The sequence below is a fragment of the Actinomadura sp. DC4 genome (genome assembly GCF_030406325.1).
Classification (GTDB): Bacteria; Actinomycetota; Actinomycetes; order Streptosporangiales; family Streptosporangiaceae; genus Actinoallomurus.
In genome coordinates, this window is sequence record NZ_JAUEQY010000029.1 from 88,683 (window position 1) to 107,065 (window position 18,383).

Consider the following 18,383-nt stretch of genomic DNA (forward strand, 5'->3'; position numbering starts at 1 on the left):
TGTCGGTCCTCAGCGATCACTGAAGTCCGACGAGTCTGCCGGCGAATCGGCGCTGGGATCGGTCGCTGGTCGACTGAACGTGTAGGTGCCTCTCCCGGCCACCGGCGAGGGCATTGATCTGTTTTAAGGGCTCAGCTGCTCCCCGGTTAAACGGGTGCTCACTCGTCGGTGGCTACGGACCTGAGTCTCCCCGAGTGACTGGAGTGACCCGGTGGCTCTCATTAGGGTGAAGCGGTCCCGTCGATATCGGTGAAGCGCTGTGGCGTGCCCGGGTGTGGCCGTCCCTTGCGGACGATGAGGCGCATTCCCTTCGGCCGGGCGCTCAGGTCGGGCATGCCGGTGATCTCGGCGATCCAGAGGCCGTCACGCACCTGGCCGCTCGAGTCCAGCGCCGTCCAGGCCCGCGCCGGGATATCGATGATGGCGGTGCGGATCTGCGCACGTTCAGCAAGAATGGCGGTTCGCTACCGAGCCCGATCGACGAGTTCGAAGACGCACTGGACGCCGTCATCGGGCTGGTCTTCTCACAAGGGCTATGAATAAGCCCTCAGCGCCCGGGTTCCACGAGTCCGGGGACGGTGTTGTAGATCCCATTCGTCATCTGGGCGTGGCGCAGGAAGCGGTCCACGTCCGGGTCGCGGCACAGCATTTCGGCGACCTGCGCTGTTCGCGCCCGGTGGTCTTCGTCGGCCCGGCCGAGCCGCATCATCGGACAGGCCGATGCCTGTAGGCGGACGAAGCCGCCGCCGCGGGGCTGGTACCAGTACGGGTACATGCGGCAGTCCAAGGATTTGTACGGCCGTTCCGTGCGTCCCGGAGCAGAGCAGCACCCGCCACGCCGAGCCTCGACCTTGCGGCCGCCGAGGTAGTCGGCGTCCAATACCTCGTATTGCTCCAACCGGTAGCCGAGCTGGAGTGCGCTTTCCCACTCGCCGGGCATGAAAAGGAAATACGAATTGGAGTATGAGCAGCAATCCCAGTGGCAGTCGCCCTGGTCGACGAGTTCACCGCACAATGGCATCTTGCCTGGGAAGTAGTCCATAATCTGCGAGAGGGTGTCAGGGGAAAGCAAGGAAACCTCCTGTGTGGTCGTGGGCACTTTCAGTTTGTCAGACGCGGCCGGTATCGAGGTGTGTCAGGAGCATGGTCCGAGCAGCGATGCTCCCTTCGTCGACTTACTTCTATGGCGTTCCATCCCGTTCCATGCGCGAGATCGCGAATACGGCGGGCGCTCGATACGGGCATGATAGACCGCCCGGCGGAACGCCATGGAACGCCATGGAACGCCCTTAAGACGACACACTTCACCAGTCTCGGGGGTTTCGACATGGTCAGCGGAAGTACGGCCGCGCCGGTCATCGCGCGCGGCGAACTGGAGCGGCTTTTCCGGCGAGAGCGGGTCTCGGCCCGGGACGAGCGGGCGTTCGTGGCAAAACTCGTGGCCGCCGTCGTGCTGGGCGGCATCGGTGCGTTCATGGCGCTGACGGGCGGGATGTTCACCGCCGCGGGGGTGGTGCTGCTGGCTCTGGTCTTCACCCATGCGGTGGAGCTTCAGCACCAGTGCCTGCATCATTCGGCGTTCCGGGCGGCCAAGCCGCACCGGCTGGTCGGAGTGCCGCTCGGGCTGCCGCTGCTGGTCATCTACTCGCACTACCGGGTGCGGCATCTGCAGCATCACCGCTACTTGGGCACACCGCAGGACTCGGAGTTCTTCGGCTTCGACCCGCGCCGGCCGCTGACCGTCACCATGCTGCTGCGGGGTCTGTTCGACTACCCCCGGCTCGCCGGGGTCGGCCGGGAGATCTACCGCAGCTGGCGCGGCAGCTGGCGCTATGACACAGGGCAGATCAGTGTGCGAGCGCGGCGCGACGTCATGGCCGAATACCGGCTGGCCGGTCTGATGCTCCTGGTGCCGCTCGCCGTCATCGCGACCGGCCACGGTGGGCTCGTGCTGCGTCTGTGGCTGCTGCCGCTGGCGCTCGCCCTGCCGCTGCACTTCCTGGTCGAGCTGCCCGAGCACCTGCTATGCGACACCGAGACCACAGACGTGCTGCGCAACACCCGCAGCATCCGCGGCGGCCGGCTCAGCACCTGGTTCACCAACGGCAACAACCTGCACATCGAGCACCACGCCGCGATGACGGTGCCGATCAACCGGCTGCCCGCACGGCATGTCGAGGTGGCCCGCCATGCCGTCCACGTCGAGCGCGGCTACGCCGACTTCTACCGCAAGCTGTTCCGCGAGCTTCGGAGGGCCCGATGAAAAAGCTCGTTATCATCGGGGTCAACTGCATCACGGCCAAGTACCTGCCCAACGCCCTGCGCGCCGCGGGATACGAACCGGTCTTCATCCTCGACATCGAGGCGTACTCGGGCGAGTCACGCAAGGCGCTGGAAGACTGCGCGCACTACCCGGCCGACATCGAGGAGTCATCGGCCGTCCTGAGTGTTCTCGCCGAGAACCCCGGCATCCTCGCCGGCGCGTACGCGATCACCAGCTTCTACGACGACAAGTTCCCGTTGGTCGCGGCCATCGCCGACGCGCACGGGCTCCGGCACCCCGGGCCCGCCGCCGTCCGGCTGGCGAGCAAGGCCGAGGTCATGCGTCTGGTGCCGGAGTACTCGCCGCACGGCCTCATCTTCCGCTCCGGCGATCTGGCACGGCTCGACGTCTCTGCGTTCGCTCGGCTGACCAGCGGACTCGTGCTCAAGCCGGGCATGGTGTCCGGTGGTGGCGGGGTGACCCGATGGGAGCCCGGCGAGGTCTCACAGTCCGCGCTCCGAGCGGCCATCGCCACGTCAGGGCTGCCGGACGCCGCCGAGCAGACCTGGATCCTGCAAGAACGGATCAAGGGCCGGCTGGTGAGCTTGGAGGGCTTCGCCCAGGATGGCGTGGCCACCTTCCTCTGCTTCTCCCTGCGCGGCCGGATCGGCACCACCGAGGTCAGCGACCTGCTGCCCGCGGACGACCGGCTCACCCGCGAGGTCAGGCAGCGGTGCCGGCAGGCGGTGCGCGCGCTGATCGAGCGGTCCCGTTTCCGCAACGGCTACTTCCATTGCGAGTTCATCATCACCGACGACAGCGCGCACCTCATCGACGCCAACATGGGCCGGATCGGCGGCGCCACGTACGCCGAGCAGATCGCCCTCGCGCACGGGTTCCAGCCCGGTGAGATTCTGCGCCACTCCGTACTCCTGCCGCTCGATCGGGCGGCTGCGGGATCGCCGCCCGTCCTCCGCGCCCCCGGCGAGATCCGGAGCGCGGTCGCCTTCTTCTACGGCCTGGAGAAGGGCGGCACCGTACGTTCGATCGCGCTGCCGGCCGACCTCCGCGGGATCCACACCCAGTTCGCCCGGTTCGGTGTCCCGGTACCCCCGATCGGAACCTCCGACGCCTCGTGGGTGGGCATGCTGACCGGATTCGCCGACGAGGCGGAGCACGACATGCGTGGCATCGGCATCGAGACGGACGACGGGGTCGTCGTGCCCTACTACGTCTCGGAGGAATGAGCCCCGGTGCTCATCTACGTCCTGCGGTTCGTCAGCGCCTCGGTCTGGGACCTCTTCCTCCCCTTCCAGATCGTCTGGCTGGACGGGCTGCCGGGTATGGACGGGGCCACCGTCGGGTTGATCGTGGGCACCAGCATCATCACCAACCGGATCGGCGGCCTTGTCCTCACCGGGCTGATCAGCCGGTACGACAAACGCACCATCGTGCTGGCATCCCAGGCGGCCGCGATCGGCACGGCGGGCGGCATGGCCGTGCTGGCCCTCACCGGGACCCGCTCGGCGGCGGCCTGGCTGGCCGTCTCCGCCGCGTTCGGCCTGGCCAACTCCGCCGCGACACTGGCCCAGATCACCTTCATCGCCCTGCGATTCAGCCCCGAAGAGAGCCGGAAGGCGTTCTCCTACGAGAACGTGGCGCTGAACCTGGCGGCCAGTGTGGGCCCGCTGCTGTCCGGCGTGCTGGTCGTCCACGCGGCACGCTACTACCCGGTGGCCCCGATGGTCATCGCGGTCGCGGCCCTCGCCTTGGCCGTACGGATGCCCGGGGACGGTCCGTCCGGCCACCGGCCGACGCCGGAGGCGGCCGCCGGCGGGGCGGGCAGGGGCATCGGCCTGGTGCTGGCGATGAACTTCCTGACCTTCGTGGCGTACGCCCAGTTCTACGATCTCTTCCCGGCGTACGCGAAGGACGGGCTCGGCGCCGAGCGGGTCGGAGCGCTGTTCATGGCCGGCAGCGTCCTGATCGTGCTGCTGCAGGTGCCGGCGACCCGCCTCAGCACGCGGCTCGGCGAGCGGTCCCAGATCCTGCTGCCGAACCTCGTGATGGCGTCGGGCGTGGCGCTGCTTCCGGCCGCCCGGAACGCCCTGCCCGCGGCGCTTTGCGCGGTCTTCCTGATCACCGCGGCCGAGATGGTGTGGGGGCCGTTCTATCAGGTGCTCGCACTACGAGCGTTCGCCGGCCGGACCACCCTGGCGATGAGCGCCATCACCTTCACCTGGGGCCTGGCGGAGGCAGGGGCCACCGTGCTCGGCCTCATGCTGATCGATGCCGGGGCCGGCCGGCTATCGATCGTGATCGGCGCGACCGCTTGCGTGGCCGCCGCGGCGACCGCACTCGGCGTACGCCGGTACATACCCCGTGAGGACGCGGGGCGGGAGATCCGCCCCCGAGAGGAAAGCGACCGCTAGCGGGACATCACGGGGACGACCGCGTCGAGAGTCTCTGTGAAGAGATCGACCAGGAGGTTGATCTGGGGCTCGGTGATGATGAACGGGGGTGCGAGCAGCACATGGTTGCCCGCCACACCGTCGATGGTGCCGGAGCCCGGATACAGCAGGAGCCCCCGTTCGAGGCCCTCTCGTTTGAGAGCGGCGGCCAGTACCGCCCCGTTTTTCAGCGGCTCCTTGGTGGCGCGGTCGGCCACCAGCTCGACGCCGGTGAACAGACCGCGTCCCCGTACGTCGCCGACGTACGGCCGGGGGCCGAGGCGTTCTGCCAGGCAGCGGCGTAGCTGCTCGCCCCGAGCCCTGACATTGTCCAGCAGGCCCTCGTCCACGATCGTGCGCTGCACCTCGAGGCCGATGGCGCAGGCCAGCGGGTGGTTGACATGAGTCTGGCCGTTCTGGAGCACGCCCTGTCCGCCGGCGAGCGCGGTATGAACGTCGGCGGACACCAGCACCGCGGCGAGCGGCACATAGCCCGCGCCGAGGCCCTTACCGACCGTGACGAGGTCGGGCACGACGCCGTCGTCGAGGTAGGCGAAGTGCCGCCCTGTACGGCCGAGGCCCGCCATGACCTCGTCCAGCAGCAAGAGCACCCCGTACGCCGCACATACCCGCTGGATGTGCCTGAAGTACCCGGGAACAGGGGGGACCGCCCCTGCCGTCGAGCCCACCACGGTCTCGGCGACGAACGCGGCGACCCGCTCCGGCCCGATCCGCAGGATCGTCTCCTCCAGTTCCTCGGCCAGTCTCAGCCCGTACGCCTCGGGCGTCTCGCCGGGCAACAGCCCGCGGTAGGAGTAGCACGGTGAGACGAACTCGGCCGGGCCGAGCAGCGGCTCGAACACCGACCGCCGCTGCCGGTTGCCGGAGATCGCCAGCATGCCCAGCGTGCTGCCGTGATAGCTCTGCCACCGCGAGATGATCAACTGCCGCGACGGCTCGCCGCGCTCGCAGTGATACTGATAGACGATTTTGACGGCCAGCTCCATGACCTCCGAGCCGCCCGACAGGAACTGGACGTGTGGGAGGCCGCCCGACCAGGATGCCAGGAGGTCGGCCAGTTCCTCGGCCGGTTCGGTGGTGAAGGTCCCCGCGTGGGCCCAGGCCAGGCTGCGGGCCTCGCGCTCGACCGCCGCGGCGATCCGGTGGTGCCGGTGACCGAGGCTGGAGACCGCGACCCCGCCGCAGGTGTCCAGGTAGCGAACGCCGTCCCTGTCCTCCAGCCAGATGCCGGTCCCCGAGTCGGCCCAGATCGGCTGTCTGCCGATGTTCTTGTAGATGACGCTGGACATCACAGGTCCCAGGAGGATTCGGCGCGGTGGGCGCGCGGGCCGTATCGTCCGGTCCCGGTAAGCCTTCGCAAGGCCCAGACCGGTAGGTAACGGACGACATACAGGGCGCGGGGCAGCATTGTCATGAAAGGCCTTCCGTCAGTCGAGGGGGATCTGGTCACGCCAGTCAGTGGCTTCCGCGAAGTCCGGCTGGTCCTCCTTGACAAGGACGAACCGGCCCATCACGAGCACGTCCATACCGGTGCGCATGAAGCAGGTGTAGGCCTCCTCCGGGGTGCGGACGATCGGCTCGCCCCGCACGTTGAAGGAGGTGTTGACCAGGACGGAGCACCCGGTCCTGTCGCGGAACGCGCGCAAAAGCTGGGCGAACCTCGGATGGCGCACCGGGTCCACGGTCTGGACCCGCGCCGAGTTGTCGACATGGGTGATGGCGGGCAGCGCGGAACGTACCTCGTTGATGCTGCCGAGTCCCCGATCATCGGCGCCGCTGCTCCTGATCGCCTCGGTCACCTGGGCGCACACCAGCATGTACGGGCTTTCCTGCCCAAGGTCGAAGTACTTCTCCGCGTCCTCGGCCAGTACCGCGGGGGCGAACGGCCGGAATGACTCGCGGAACTTGATCTTCATATTGAGGCTCTTCTGCATGGCCGTCTGCCGCGGGTCGGCCAGAATCGAGCGGGCGCCGAGGGCGCGCGGGCCGTACTCCATCCTGCTCTGGAACCAGCCGACCACGTTGCCCGCCGCAAGGTGGGCCGCCGTCGTCGCGTCCACGTCCGGATCGTCTGTGTACGGCGCGCCGCGCCCATCGAGGAACGCGCGGATCTCGGCATCGGAGTACTCGGGGCCGAGCAGCGCCCCGCTCATCCCATCGGGTGCGACCCCGAGGTGCGGCCGGCCGGAGACCGGCACCGCGGCGGTGAGCGCGGCGCCGAGCGCGCAACCCGCGTCCCCGGCGGCCGGCTGAATCCAGAACTCGTCGAACCAGCCGGTCCGCAGGAGCACACCGTTGGCGACGCAGTTGAGCGCGACCCCGCCGGCCAGGCACAACCGCCGCTCCCGCGTCAGCTCCTGGGCCCGCCGGGCCAGGCCGAGCACGGCCTCCTCGGTCACCTGCTGCACCGAGGCGGCAAGGTCGCACTCGCGCTGGGTCAGCGGCTCGTCGGGTGTCCTGGCGGGTCCGCCGAACAGCCGCGCGAAAGCAGCGCCTGCCATGCGCCTGCCCCGCACGAACTCGAAATGGCGCAGGTCGAGGGTGAACGAGCCGTCTTCTCTGAGCCGGATCAGCCGTTCTTTGATGAGGTCGGCGTACACAGGTGTCCCGTACGGCGCGAGCCCCATGAGCTTGTACTCGCCAGAGTCGACCTTGAAGCCGCAGAACGAGGTGAAGGCCGAGTAGAGCAGGCCCAGCGAGTGCGGATAGGAGATCGAGTTGAGCAACCGCAGGCTGTCGCCCTGACCGTGCCAGACCGTGGTGGTCTGCCACTCGCCGACGCCGTCGATGGTGAGCACCGCGGCGTTGTCGAAGGGAGAGGGGAAGAACGCGGAGGCGGCATGAGAGTGGTGGTGCTGGGAGTTGCGCGGGCGCGGAGGGCGACCCCTGCCGAGCCCGGCCAGCTCCCGCTCGACCCTGTCGAGCACTCGGCGTTTCCAGCCCAGCCACTCGGGATAGATCTCGGCGAACGCCCGCATCCCGCCGGGCCCCGCGCTGCCGAATGACGACCGTACTCGGCCGAACTTCAGCTCCGGATCCTCGTGGTAAACGACCTCATCCAACTCGTCGAGTGTGATGCCCGCATGATCCAAGCAGTACGTCGCGGCGGCTCGGGGAAAGGACCGGTCGTGCCGGACCCGGCTGAACCGCTCCTCATGCGCCGCGGCGAGCACGACACCGTCCCTGACCAGCGCGGCCGCGCTGTCGTGGTAGTAGGCGGACAGCCCTAGGACATGTCTCGGCATGATGAATCCATCCTTATCCGAGGGTGGTGCAGGACGGGGCCGTCGGCGCCGCGGCCCTGCCTGGCCCGCCACCTGGGTTTCTGGGGGGCCAGCGACGCATAGCCGACCCGGACGCGCCGCCAGCGGGCCGCCCGCTCCAGGGGGTCGGCACTGGCGCTCAGGTAGGCGTCGATGGCGTCGGCGGCCCACGCCGAGTGCCCGGTCGAGACGTTGTCGATGGTGTTGTGCAGGTCGACGAACAGCGTGCTGAAGCCGTGCGCGCGCAGGAATCTGCGGGCCGACCGGTAGCCACCGCCGACTCCGGACAGCTCCATCGCCAGATTCAGGCCGAGGATCTCCGGCAGGAACGTACGGGGGAACTTGCCGATGCTCAGCCAGAAAACAGGCAGGCGCAGCGACCCCTCCCTGATCCGCTCGTCGCGGGCGAACGCCAGGCTCGCGGTGGGCGGGAGCCGGACGCCCATGCCCAGCAGGAAGTCCCGGTAGATCCTGGGATGGTTCAGCGCGGCCTCTCCATTGCCGAGCTCGTCCCAGTACGTACGGAACAGTGCGCAACCCACCGCCGAGGAGGCCAGGGCGACGTCCGTGCACCCCAGGAGCCAGGCCCCGTCGATGAGCGTCAACGGCGCGAGCTGCACTGCGGAGTCGATGACCGTCTCCCGATCCGGCAGGTCTTCGGCGCCCTGCGCGGAGAACTCCTGGTCGTGCTCGGAGTGCCGGTCCAGCAGCCACGCGCGCAGCCCGTCGCGTACCCACTCCGACGGCAGGCCCCGGTCGGCGGTCCGCTCCGCGCGCTCGAGCCAGTCCCGCGCATAGTCCAGCGCGTACGCCCTGGTCCGCGGGGCCAGCGCCCGGCCTTGCAGTACGTAGTAGGCCTCGCGCAAGCTCCCCGGAACGATCCCGCTCCCGGCCGGAACCCAGGAACCCGGTGGCGGGGCGGGCGGTTCCGGCGCCGCGGCAACCGAACGCGCGGCCGGATCGGGCAGTTGCGCGATCCAGCGGTGGATCGTGACCAGGTCGTCAGGGCTGAACACGCGGAACATCGGGCCGCCGGGTGCCACCAGCGTGGTGAGCAGCGGACTGCGTTCGGGCGCGCCGGGGCGGACCAGCCTGCTGGAGGCCAGCGCGTTCAGCAGCTCATACGGGTCGTGAGCGGCCTCGCGCAGCCAGCCGGCGAGGTCACGCCCCGCCAGCTCGAAGTCGTGGTGGTAGGCCGATGCCTCACGCGACCTCGTCCGCAGCATCTCGGCCATGGCATGTGCCGGGTCGAGCGTGGCGCGGCAGATGGTGGCGAGCCGGGTCTCCCAGTAGGCCAGAGCACGCTCCAGCCAGCCGATCGCGGCCTCGATTCTGGCCGTCTCCCGCGGGCCGAGTTCCGCGCAGGCCGTGGCGATGGCCATTGACTCCTGTACGGGATCCAGACCAGAACCGCGGGCGAGATCGAGCCTGTCCCACTCGGCCGCGTGCGGGCGGGCCGCCCGCACCGTGGTCCAGCAGGACAGCAGCCCGGCGGTGCGCAGCGCCAAATCGATCCCCGCGAGCTCGACCAGGAAAAGGTCAGCGCGACGGCTGACCGCCAACAGCACGGCGGGCAGGGCGAACATCCCGTCGTCGATCTCCGCGGCGGACGCCAGGCGGGCGGCATCCACCGCGAACCCGGCCAGGCATTCCCTGTGCAGCAACCGCCGGAACGCCGCGGGCCGCGACGCGTCGGGTCCGCCGACCCCGATGTCATCGGCCAGCAGGGCCATGGCCCGCAGCTGAACCTCGTCCTCGAACACGCCGGGCGCGCTGGCGCCCTGGAAGGGGCAGCCGAGCACGGCGGCCATCGGCGCCGACTGCGTCAGGACCGCACGTACCCCGAGGTCGTCCATCGGCAGGCCGCCGGGCTTCGGTGGCGGCTCGCCAACGCACGCATCCATCGCGGCCCGCAGGTACGGACCGTCGAAGAAGGCCTCTGGATCAGCCGCCGCAGCGTACAAATCGCGCCACATGATTCAGAACATCGGATAGATCGAGGAATCGGGCTTGCCCCCGCGCTTCCTGCCGAACAGCCTCCCGAACAGCGACTTGAGCCTGCGCATGAGTCCCCCTTATCCGATCAGGTCGAGTAGTCGGCCGGCCGCGTGGTCATGGCCGTCATCGGTGAAGTGGATGCGATCGGCGAAGAGCCATCGCTCCGGTCCCGCCCGCTCGGCCAGGGCCGCCGCGAAGTCGACGAAGCCGGCACCGAGCTTGCGTGTTCCCGCGGCGAGCAGCGCGGCGTACCGCCCGTGCACCTCGGGGTCGAGAATGTCGCCGTAGGTGTCGGAGAATCGGCCGAGCCGGTCGAGCTCGGCGAACAGCCGCTCCTCCTCCGGGCACCCCTTCGCCCTGACCCAGCCACTGAGCGGCTGCAGGACATACGTGAGCCTGGCCCCCAGGTGGGTGGCGAAGATCTGCCAGGCCGCGAGGTGCCGGAGGGTGAGTTCTGCGGCGTACGCGATCTGCCGGCCCATGGCCGGCACGGGTTCGGCGCTGTGGAGAAATCGACGCTTGGATCTGCCATTGCCCAGCGCCTCGAAGAACTGCGTGCAGTTGAAGAACGCCCCGTGCTCTCCGCGTAGCGCCGCGGGTAGCCTCGCCAGGCCAAGGTTGTTGAAACCGGAGAACAGTACGATTTCCCGGATCTCGGGCAGCAGGTGCAGATTGAGGGTCAGCAGCGACAGCTCCTGGGCGGAGTTGAAGCTCCGGCCGCCGAAGTTCAGCCACGGCTCGTGCCGCGGATCGCGCTCGGTCAGCCGGGACGACAGGGTCCAGGCATCTGAGCTCGCACCGATCCCGAAGACCGTGGAACTGCCCGCGAGGAGCCGGGCCGCAGTGATCCCGCGGAGGTCGGCGACCGAGTATTTGCGGCCGGCCGCCTCGGAATAGCGGAACCCGCTGCGGTCTGTGGAGACCGTTTCCGAGCTGTACGCCGCGGGATGGAAGTACATGAGGTACGGGAGCCACCGGATTTCCCCGTCATCGGTGAACTCGGCCTCATACCGGAGCATCTGCGGGGTCAGCTCCGCACGTACGGACATACGGACCGCCTTTCGGTGATCAGGCGCCGGCCATCTAGGAGACGACGTTCTCTTTCACGATCTCGGCGAAGACCGGGATGAGGGTGAGCATCAGCAGGGACGCCATGCCGACGTTGAATGCGCGCAGGCGCCGCGGACGGGAGACGGCCCCCTTGAGCAGCACGCCGGCCGCGAGCCAGGCGAGGGTGCATGGCGTACCGAAGACCAGGAAGATGAGGCTGATGATCAGGGTCTGGGTGAAGTTGTCGCCGGTCGCGGTGGCGTACGTGCCGATCGCACCAATGATCATCACCCAGGACTTGGGGCTGACCAGCTGGAAGAACGCGCCCTGCAGCAAGGTCAGCGGCCTGCGGTCGGCCACGGACTCGGCCGACACCCTCGTCATGGCGATCCGGTACGCGAGGTAGATGAGGTACGCGGCGCCGATCGGACGCAGGACGTCATAGACGCCGGGCCACTCCCTGAGCACCTCGCCGAGCCCGAGCCCGATCGCGATGGTCATGAGCGGGAAGCCCACATTGATGCCGATGGCGTGGTCCAGGCTGCGCCGCAGGCCGTACGTGGTACCCGAGGACATGATCATGACATTGTTGGGCCCGGGGGCGCCGCATGTCGCCACCACGAAGACGATCAGTGAAAGGTAGTTCACGGCGGCCGGTCCTCAGCAGTAGTCCTCGAGAGTGCCGCGTCGCCGGATGTCGGCCGTGACGCAGTGGACACCGCCGCTGAGCGTGCGCGCATGCCGCATCCGCACCGGGGCGGTGGTGATCCCGTGCCGCCCCAGTTCCTTGATGAGCGGAAGCTGGTCCTCCCCGACGACCGCGGTCTCCGGGTCGAGCATGATGAAGTTCATCCCCATCCAGATGGAGCCGCGCGGGAAGGGACCGTGCCACCCCGAGTCGATCATCGGCGGGCACCAGATGACGTCCCAGTTCTTGAAGATCCTGGGTACCTGGTCCTCGTGCATCCGTTCCGGGCAGATGACCACGAGACCCGGGCGTACCGGCGTGATCGTGGTGTCCAGATGAGTCCCCTCGTAGACGCCGGCGACCGGATGCATCCGGTACTCGTCGCCGAGCACCCGCTCCAGCCACCGCATGCCGTACCGGTTGCCGCTGCACGACACCTGGTACAGGATGTCCCGTCCGACGCGCAGCACGTTGGCCGCATCGAAGATCGGCTCAAGGTCGTTGAGAATGGAGCCTGACTCCGGCCGCACGTTGTAGGTCTCGTCCGGTAGCCGCGGTTTCGGGGCAGAAATCCACTGTGCGCCGCCATCGAAATACTCCAGCAGGAGACGTCGGTACGAGAACGCATCGAAGTACCGCGATCGCAGGACCATCGGTGCCTCGATAATGGTGTTTCCGATGGGCAGCAGCACATCGCGTGGACAATAGTTGTAATATCCGTCCGAGGACCAGTCGGGAGTGCCGAATTCCCTGCTCAGATCGAGGAAATCCGGCCGCCTCACGGTGACACCGTGTGATTTCAGCAGCTCGGCCAGTCCGTCCAGATCCTCTCCGGCCTCCTCGACGACCTGCTCCGGATAGGGTCCGGTCGGGACCTGTGAAGGCTCATCGAGGTCCGCCGCGTAGTCGATGGCGAAAAGCCCTCCGTCGACGGACGGCACCCGTGCCCCGTCAGCGATGCCGACGATGATCTCTTCCAGCGGATCCCACTCGTTATGCACATTGATCACCGACATATCGGCCCCCTAAAAGCACGTGTCGGAAATACCCCTACTGATGGCGAGGTCGACGCCACCAGGCGTCCAGGCCACGGCTGCCACACCCTTGATCAGAAGGCTGTGCCTTCTCACCAGGACTGCTTTATCGGCGGCGTGGTTCCTAACCGAGAGGCGTTCCATCCCGTTCCATCGCGCCTCATCGCGCCGACCGTGTGCCGCTCGAAATCTCGGTTTTGTGCTGTGACCTGTGGTCTCGCTGCGGGATCAATGTCGTGGCTGGGAGCATCGCGAGGAGCTCTGGTCCCTGCTCTACCGGTTGATGAGATGCCTGCTGGTGGTGCTGGTCCGGTCGGATCTGTCCAAGGACGTCGGGTTGCTCGTGCTTCGTCGCGAGAATCAGGTGCTGCGCCGGCAGGCCGGAGGCCGGCCGCGGTGGGATCACGCCGACCGGCTCTGGCTTACGGCGTTGTCCCGGCTGGTGAACCATCGACGCTGGTCGTGCGGATGGCGCGAGAGAACCCGACGTGGGGGCAGAGGAGAATCCAAGGCGAGCCGGCCCGCTTGGGGCATGTGATCGCCGCGTCTACAGCCTGGGAGATCCTGCATGCCGCCGGCATCGATCCCGCGCCTCGCCGGGCGGGTCCGGCGTGGCGGCAGTTCCTGACCGCCCAGGCACACGGGCCGTCCCCTTGCGCATCTCGGCGGCCGAGGTGGGGGTGGTGGCCGTGGCCGTGGTGTTATGCGCTCGCTCAGTCGTCGGCGGCCTGGACTGCGGTGGCGATCGGCTGGAGTCCTGCGGTCAGTTCGTCGAGCTCGTCCGTGCTGAGGACGTCGTACGCCGGTGCGGCCAGTTCGTCGGTGAGGGCCTCGATCCGTTCCTTGGTCTGTCGGCCTGCGTCGGTGAACGCGCCGGCGGCGTCGACGAGGCCGCGGCTGCGCAGCCCGTCGATGACAGTGGCCAGCTGCGGCTTGGGCAGGTGGTGGATCCGGCCGAACTCCTCCGGCCTCATTTGGAGGGAGAGGGCGAGGAGGACATGGGCCTCGGTGCCGCCGATGCCGTGGGCGAGGAGGGCGGCGTTGTGGCCGTCCCCGCGATGCTCTCGTAGCAGTGTCGCCGCGTGCCAGAGCCTGGCCACGGGCTCTGCGGGCACGTCGAGCGCCCGGAGCCCGGCGTACAGGGCTCGGCCCTCGGTCGGCGCGCTGAGTGCCGCTCGGGTGGCGAGGTCGGCGACCCGCGTCAGAGCGGGGGAGTCGGCGAGCTCCCCGATCATCTGCCGCAGCGCGGCGGCGCTGCTCCGCTCGCGCACGGCGATCGCCTCCTGCGGGGTGGTCTTTCCCCAGACCCACGGGATGTGGCGCGCGACCTCGCCGGCGGCGAAGTTGTAGAAGACCGCGTGCACCACCTCGGCCGGTGCCAGGCCCAGCGGCGCGGCCCGGCCGGCGAAGTATCCGTCCCAGTAGTTGCGCATGCCGAGGGCCAGGAACGCCTCGTTCGGCATCTCGGAGAAGGTGACGGTGGCGATCGGCTCGACGAGCTCGAACATGCGGTGGACCTTGGCCTGTGAGTGCGGCATCGGTGGCATCTCCTGTGGTCGTGACCGCCCACTCGCGGGCGGCCTCTCACCCTGGCTACGAACAACACCACCCGGATCCGACAACTCCGCTCGAAAAAGCGGCGCAGAGCCGCGACGTACCGATCACAGGTGGATGAGCCGGCCCGCGCCGGTGCGGCGTGCGATCGTGATGATCCGGTCGATCGCGGCGGCGTCCTGGATGCCGAGACCGACGCTGTTGTAGAAGACGATGTCGTCCGGCGAGTGCCTGGCCGGCGAACGTCCCGTGACCACATCTCCGAGCGACAGGAGGTCCGCCGGCTCCAGGTCGCCTTCGCGTAGCGCGGCGATCACCGGGCCGGCCTGCTCGCGGGCCGTGGCGACATCGTCCACCACGACCGCCGCCGCGCGGGTCAGCAGTGCGGTGTCGACCTCGCGATGCCCGGGGGCGAACGAGCCGACGCTGACGACGGTGCAGCCCTGGTCGATCCAGGTCCCGTGGACGACCGGCTCCTTGCTGGTCGTACAGGTGATGACGATGTCGGAACCCACGACCGCCTCGCGTGCCGTCGCGGCCGCCCGGACCGGCAGGTCGAGCTCGCGGCTCAGCTCCGCCGCGGTGACGGCGCACGCGCTCGGGTCCCGGCTGAAAAGCCGTACCCGGCGTAGCGGCCGTACGGCGGCCACGGCACGCAGGTGGGCCCGTCCCTGGACGCCGGCGCCGATGACCGCCAGCCGGGAGGCGCCGGGCACGGCCAGGTGGTCGATGGCGACCGCGCTCGCCGCCGATGTGCGGAGAGTGGTCACCGACGTGCCCTCCACGATCGCGGCCGGTCGGCCGTCGACGGGATCCAGAGCCACCACCAGAGCCGAGACGCTGGGGAGACCTCGGGCCGCGTTCCCGGGACGAACGCTGCCGAACTTGGCGACCGCCCCCGCCCCGGGCAGGCCGGCGACATAGCAGAAGGCCAGGTCGTCTCCTCGCTCCGGCAACAGCAGACGCGGCGCCAGGAGCGCCTCTCCGCGCCCGAGGGCGGCGAAGGCCGTGCGCTGGGACGCGATGGCCGTGCGCAGGTCGAACACGCTGTGCACGTCCGTGGCGCTCAGGACGAGAACGGCGGACATGGCAGATCACCTTCCGATCGGTGAGCGCGGCGCCGGTGCGGTGCGCTCCGGCGGGACCGATGGCGCGGAGGCGCGAGGACGCTCGCGCCTCCGGATGATTCCGGCGACGGCCTGCGCCGTGCCGATCGCCGCGAGTGAGGCCGCGACCACGAGTGTCCAGCGAGGGCCGACGCGCGTCACGATGACACCGGCGGCGCCGGTCCCCGCGCCGTTCGCGGCCACCCTGATCGCGTTGACCCCGGCGAGTACCCGTCCTTGTGCCGCCTCCGGCGTCCTGTCGCGGGCCAGCGCGCTCAGCATGACCGTCGTGACGGCCATGCTCGCGCCGCCGACGGTCCAGGCGACCCCATTCGCGGCCACGTACGGGACGAGCGCCGGCAGGAGCAGGGCCGCGCAGAGACCGAGGCTCGCGAGGACGAACACTCCTGGCCGGTCCCGGCCGGGACGGATCCGGGCGATCCCGCGGGACCCGGCGAGCATGCCCGTGCCCCAGCAGCCGACCATGACGCCGTACACGGCCGTGCCTTGCCCCATGACCGTGGTGACGAGGAAGATCTCATCGACCAGCGCGATCGTCACGGCGCCGATGAGGAGGACCTGGGAGACGAGCCGGCCGAGGAGCACCGGATCGTGCCGGATGTGCCGCAGCCCGGCGATGCCGATCCGTCCGGCGTGGTCCTCACCCGGCTGACCGCCCGGCCGGCGGTCGAGCCGGCTACGGGCCATCAGCAGGGCCTGCACGAGGAACGTCACCCCGTCGATGACCAGTGCGAACCTGATGCCGAAACCCTGCGCGAGCAGGCCGCCGAGGACCGTGCCGGTCAGCGACCCCGACACGCTCGCCGTACCGACCAGGGAGTAGACACGAACGGCCTGGTCCTGCGGAGCGGCCCGCAGGGCGAGCATCGAGACCGTCGTCGCGGTGACCGTGGCCGTGAGGCTCATCGTCGCGATGAGCAACGCCACGAGCGGCAGTCTGGCCAACGCGGCGGTCATGCCGAAGGCGATCGCCCCCTGGGCCAGGAGCGCGCCGATGAGCTGCGGGCGGTTGGGGAACCGGTCGGACAGCCAGCCGGCGATCGGCCCGCCCAGCACCCCGCCGGCGGTGCCGGCGACGAACAGCAGGGAGACCGCGGTCGGTCCCTGGTGGCGAAAGTGCGCGGCCAGGCCGATCTGGGTGAGCTGCGCGCCGAACGCGGAGACTCCGACACCGACCGATAGCGGTAGCAGGCCGGTTCGCCGGTACGAGGACATCGGGTGCCGGATCGTCAGCGCAGCCGTACGGGGAGCGTCTCGACACCTCGGAGGACCGGGGTGTCCTGCCATCGCAGTGACGCGGGGTCGGTCGCCAGGCCCAGGTTCGGGAAGCGGTCCAGGAGCCGCGCCAGCGCGATTCGCGTCTCCATGCGGGCGAGTTCGGCGCCGAGGCAGTAGCGCATGCCGTGGCCGAACGCCAGATGGTCGCCCTGACGGCGCTCGAAGTCCAGCCGTTCCGCGTCCTCGAAGTGCGCGGGGTCGCGGTTGGCGGAGGCGACCGCGATGTGGACGAGCTCCCCGCCATCGATGGTGACGTCGCCGATCTCGACCGGCTCGGTCGCCACGCGCACCGGAGCGAGATTCACCCCGCCGTCCCGGCGCAGGAGCTCCTCGACCGCCCGGTCGATCAGCTGGGGGGCGGAGGCGAGGACGGCGAGCCGAACGGGGTCGGTCAGGAGAGCCAGCACCGCGTTGCCGATCGTGTTCGCGGTCGTCGCGTAGCCGGACGTGATGAGCAGCCACGCCGTGGCGGTGAGCTCGTCTTCGGTGAGGCCGCCGTCCTCGTGGCCCGTGGCCGCCAGCGCGGACAGCAGGTCCTCGGCCGGCTCGGCGCGCTTGGCCCGCATCAGCCGCCGGAGGACGTCGATGACCACCGTGGCGGACTCCTGCCAGCGTCCCTGGTCGTTGACGAGCAGTACCGCCGCCGCGGCGCGGAAGTCCGACATGTCGTCGGCGGGGATGCCGAGGAGCCGGCAGGTCACCTCCAGGGGCAGCGGTAGCGCGTAGTCCGCGACGATGTCGACGACGGAGCGGTCCGCGAAGCCGTCGAGGAGCGAGCCGACGATCGTCTCGATCTCGGGTCGCATCCGGCTGACGATCCGCGGCCGGTACGACCTGCCGACGAGCCGGCGCAGGCGCGTGTGCTCCGGAGGGTCGGATCGCGACAGGTTGCCGGTGAGCTCCGGCGGCAGCTGGTAACCGCCGTACGTACGGCTCGACCGGGCCGACGCGCGCAGCCGCTGCCGTTCACGAGGACCCAGCGAGTCGGGGTCGCGGGCCAGCCGCGGATCGGTCAGGGCCCGCCGGGCGGCGTCGTAACCGACGACGAGCCAGACCGGGCGGCCGTTGTAGCTCGCCCGGTGCACGGGACCGCGCGCCCGCATCTCCGCGTAGCGGGAATGGGGATCCCGGAGGAACTCCGCGGAGCAGAGATCAACCGGCATCGTCCGCGCTCATCGCCTCGACCAGACTCTGCGGGCGCATATCGGTCCAGTGCTCCTCGATGTAGGCGAGGCAGGCCTCGCGGCCGTCCGAGTCATGGGCGACGGTCCATCCCGCCGGGACGTCGATATGCGCCGGCCACAGCGAATGCTGCCGTTCGTCGTTGACCAATACGAGGTAGACGCCGTCGGCGTCCTCAAAAGGGTTCGTCATCGAAACTCGCAAACCTTGAGAAATGGTGGGTCGGCCGGGACGACTGTAGCCGCAGGCCAATGTGGTGTCCACGGATGAATGTCATGTGCCAGGTGCGGTAAGCGGCGGGTAACCAAGCTGTAAGCGACTTGTGCCGGCCATGCACGAGTGTGGTCGGAGCGGGAGACGTCGATACGGCTAAGGGGCTGGGTAAGTGCGGGATGGGCTATCGGGCGATCGTTCGGCGGGGCGTTTTGCCATTGACTCTCTGCACGCGTCGGTCAACGATCCGGCGTTGACGTCG

Annotated in this window: 15 protein-coding genes and 1 pseudogene; 3 read left to right on the forward strand and 13 right to left on the reverse strand. The window is 69.2% G+C overall.

The annotated features are described in order from the left end of the window. Positions 1-236 precede the first annotated feature (236 nt). Together QWU11_RS36565 and QWU11_RS36570 are read right to left on the reverse strand one after the other, a co-directional pair. Positions 237-422, reverse strand: a pseudogene (locus tag QWU11_RS36565) (IS1380 family transposase); the annotation flags it as partial. Between the two features lie 125 nt (positions 423-547). Next, a complete protein-coding gene (locus QWU11_RS36570; RefSeq protein ID WP_290119096.1) occupies positions 548-1,072 on the reverse strand; it encodes a hypothetical protein in 525 nt (174 codons plus the stop codon). A gap of 255 nt (positions 1,073-1,327) precedes the next feature. Between QWU11_RS36570 and QWU11_RS36575 the strand changes: the two genes are divergently transcribed. The 3 genes from QWU11_RS36575 to QWU11_RS36585 are packed head-to-tail and all read left to right on the forward strand — an operon-like array spanning position 1,328 to position 4,695. Further along, on the forward strand, positions 1,328-2,263 hold the full coding sequence (locus QWU11_RS36575; RefSeq protein WP_290119097.1) for a fatty acid desaturase: 936 nt from the start codon (positions 1,328-1,330) through the stop codon (positions 2,261-2,263). Next, complete coding sequence (locus QWU11_RS36580; RefSeq protein WP_290119098.1) at positions 2,260-3,510, forward strand: ATP-grasp domain-containing protein; 1,251 nt, start codon at positions 2,260-2,262, stop codon at positions 3,508-3,510. The genes QWU11_RS36575 and QWU11_RS36580 overlap by 4 nt, the downstream gene beginning before the upstream one ends. A gap of 6 nt (positions 3,511-3,516) precedes the next feature. Continuing rightward, positions 3,517-4,695 carry an MFS transporter gene (locus tag QWU11_RS36585; RefSeq protein ID WP_290119099.1) on the forward strand — a complete coding sequence of 393 codons (1,179 nt, stop codon included), beginning with the start codon at positions 3,517-3,519 and terminating at the stop codon, positions 4,693-4,695. Here the strand turns inward: QWU11_RS36585 and QWU11_RS36590 are convergent. From QWU11_RS36590 to QWU11_RS36640, 11 genes are all read right to left on the reverse strand, one after another. Continuing rightward, positions 4,692-6,023 (reverse strand): aspartate aminotransferase family protein, encoded by a 1,332-nt coding sequence (locus QWU11_RS36590; protein WP_290119100.1) that lies wholly within the window; start codon positions 6,021-6,023, stop codon positions 4,692-4,694. The genes QWU11_RS36585 and QWU11_RS36590 overlap by 4 nt on opposite strands. A gap of 138 nt (positions 6,024-6,161) precedes the next feature. Next, entirely contained in the window at positions 6,162-7,979 is a 1,818-nt protein-coding gene (locus tag QWU11_RS36595) for a carbamoyltransferase (RefSeq protein ID WP_290119101.1), read from the reverse strand. Next, on the reverse strand, positions 7,961-9,973 hold the full coding sequence (locus tag QWU11_RS36600; RefSeq protein ID WP_290119102.1) for an iron-containing redox enzyme family protein: 2,013 nt from the start codon (positions 9,971-9,973) through the stop codon (positions 7,961-7,963). The genes QWU11_RS36595 and QWU11_RS36600 overlap by 19 nt, the downstream gene beginning before the upstream one ends. 99 nt (positions 9,974-10,072) lie before the next feature. Further along, the gene (locus tag QWU11_RS36605) at positions 10,073-11,044 is read right to left on the reverse strand and encodes an SGNH/GDSL hydrolase family protein (protein ID WP_290119103.1); all 972 of its coding nucleotides are present in this window, start codon (positions 11,042-11,044) and stop codon (positions 10,073-10,075) included. A gap of 34 nt (positions 11,045-11,078) precedes the next feature. After that, positions 11,079-11,693: a LysE family translocator gene (locus tag QWU11_RS36610; RefSeq protein ID WP_290119104.1), complete on the reverse strand. Its 615-nt coding sequence runs from the start codon at positions 11,691-11,693 to the stop codon at positions 11,079-11,081. A gap of 12 nt (positions 11,694-11,705) precedes the next feature. Further along, positions 11,706-12,749: a hypothetical protein gene (locus QWU11_RS36615; RefSeq protein ID WP_290119105.1), complete on the reverse strand. Its 1,044-nt coding sequence runs from the start codon at positions 12,747-12,749 to the stop codon at positions 11,706-11,708. 731 nt (positions 12,750-13,480) lie between these two features. Further along, positions 13,481-14,305 (reverse strand): hypothetical protein, encoded by an 825-nt coding sequence (locus QWU11_RS36620; protein ID WP_290119106.1) that lies wholly within the window; start codon positions 14,303-14,305, stop codon positions 13,481-13,483. 123 nt (positions 14,306-14,428) lie between these two features. Beyond that, positions 14,429-15,409: an ornithine cyclodeaminase family protein gene (locus QWU11_RS36625; protein ID WP_290119107.1), complete on the reverse strand. Its 981-nt coding sequence runs from the start codon at positions 15,407-15,409 to the stop codon at positions 14,429-14,431. Between the two features lie 6 nt (positions 15,410-15,415). Beyond that, positions 15,416-16,663 (reverse strand): MFS transporter, encoded by a 1,248-nt coding sequence (locus QWU11_RS36630; RefSeq protein ID WP_290119108.1) that lies wholly within the window; start codon positions 16,661-16,663, stop codon positions 15,416-15,418. 14 nt (positions 16,664-16,677) lie between these two features. Next, entirely contained in the window at positions 16,678-17,889 is a 1,212-nt protein-coding gene (locus tag QWU11_RS36635; protein WP_290119109.1) for a cytochrome P450, read from the reverse strand. Continuing rightward, positions 17,879-18,100: an MbtH family protein gene (locus QWU11_RS36640; RefSeq protein WP_290119110.1), complete on the reverse strand. Its 222-nt coding sequence runs from the start codon at positions 18,098-18,100 to the stop codon at positions 17,879-17,881. The genes QWU11_RS36635 and QWU11_RS36640 overlap by 11 nt, the downstream gene beginning before the upstream one ends. Between the last annotated feature and the right edge of the window lie 283 nt (positions 18,101-18,383).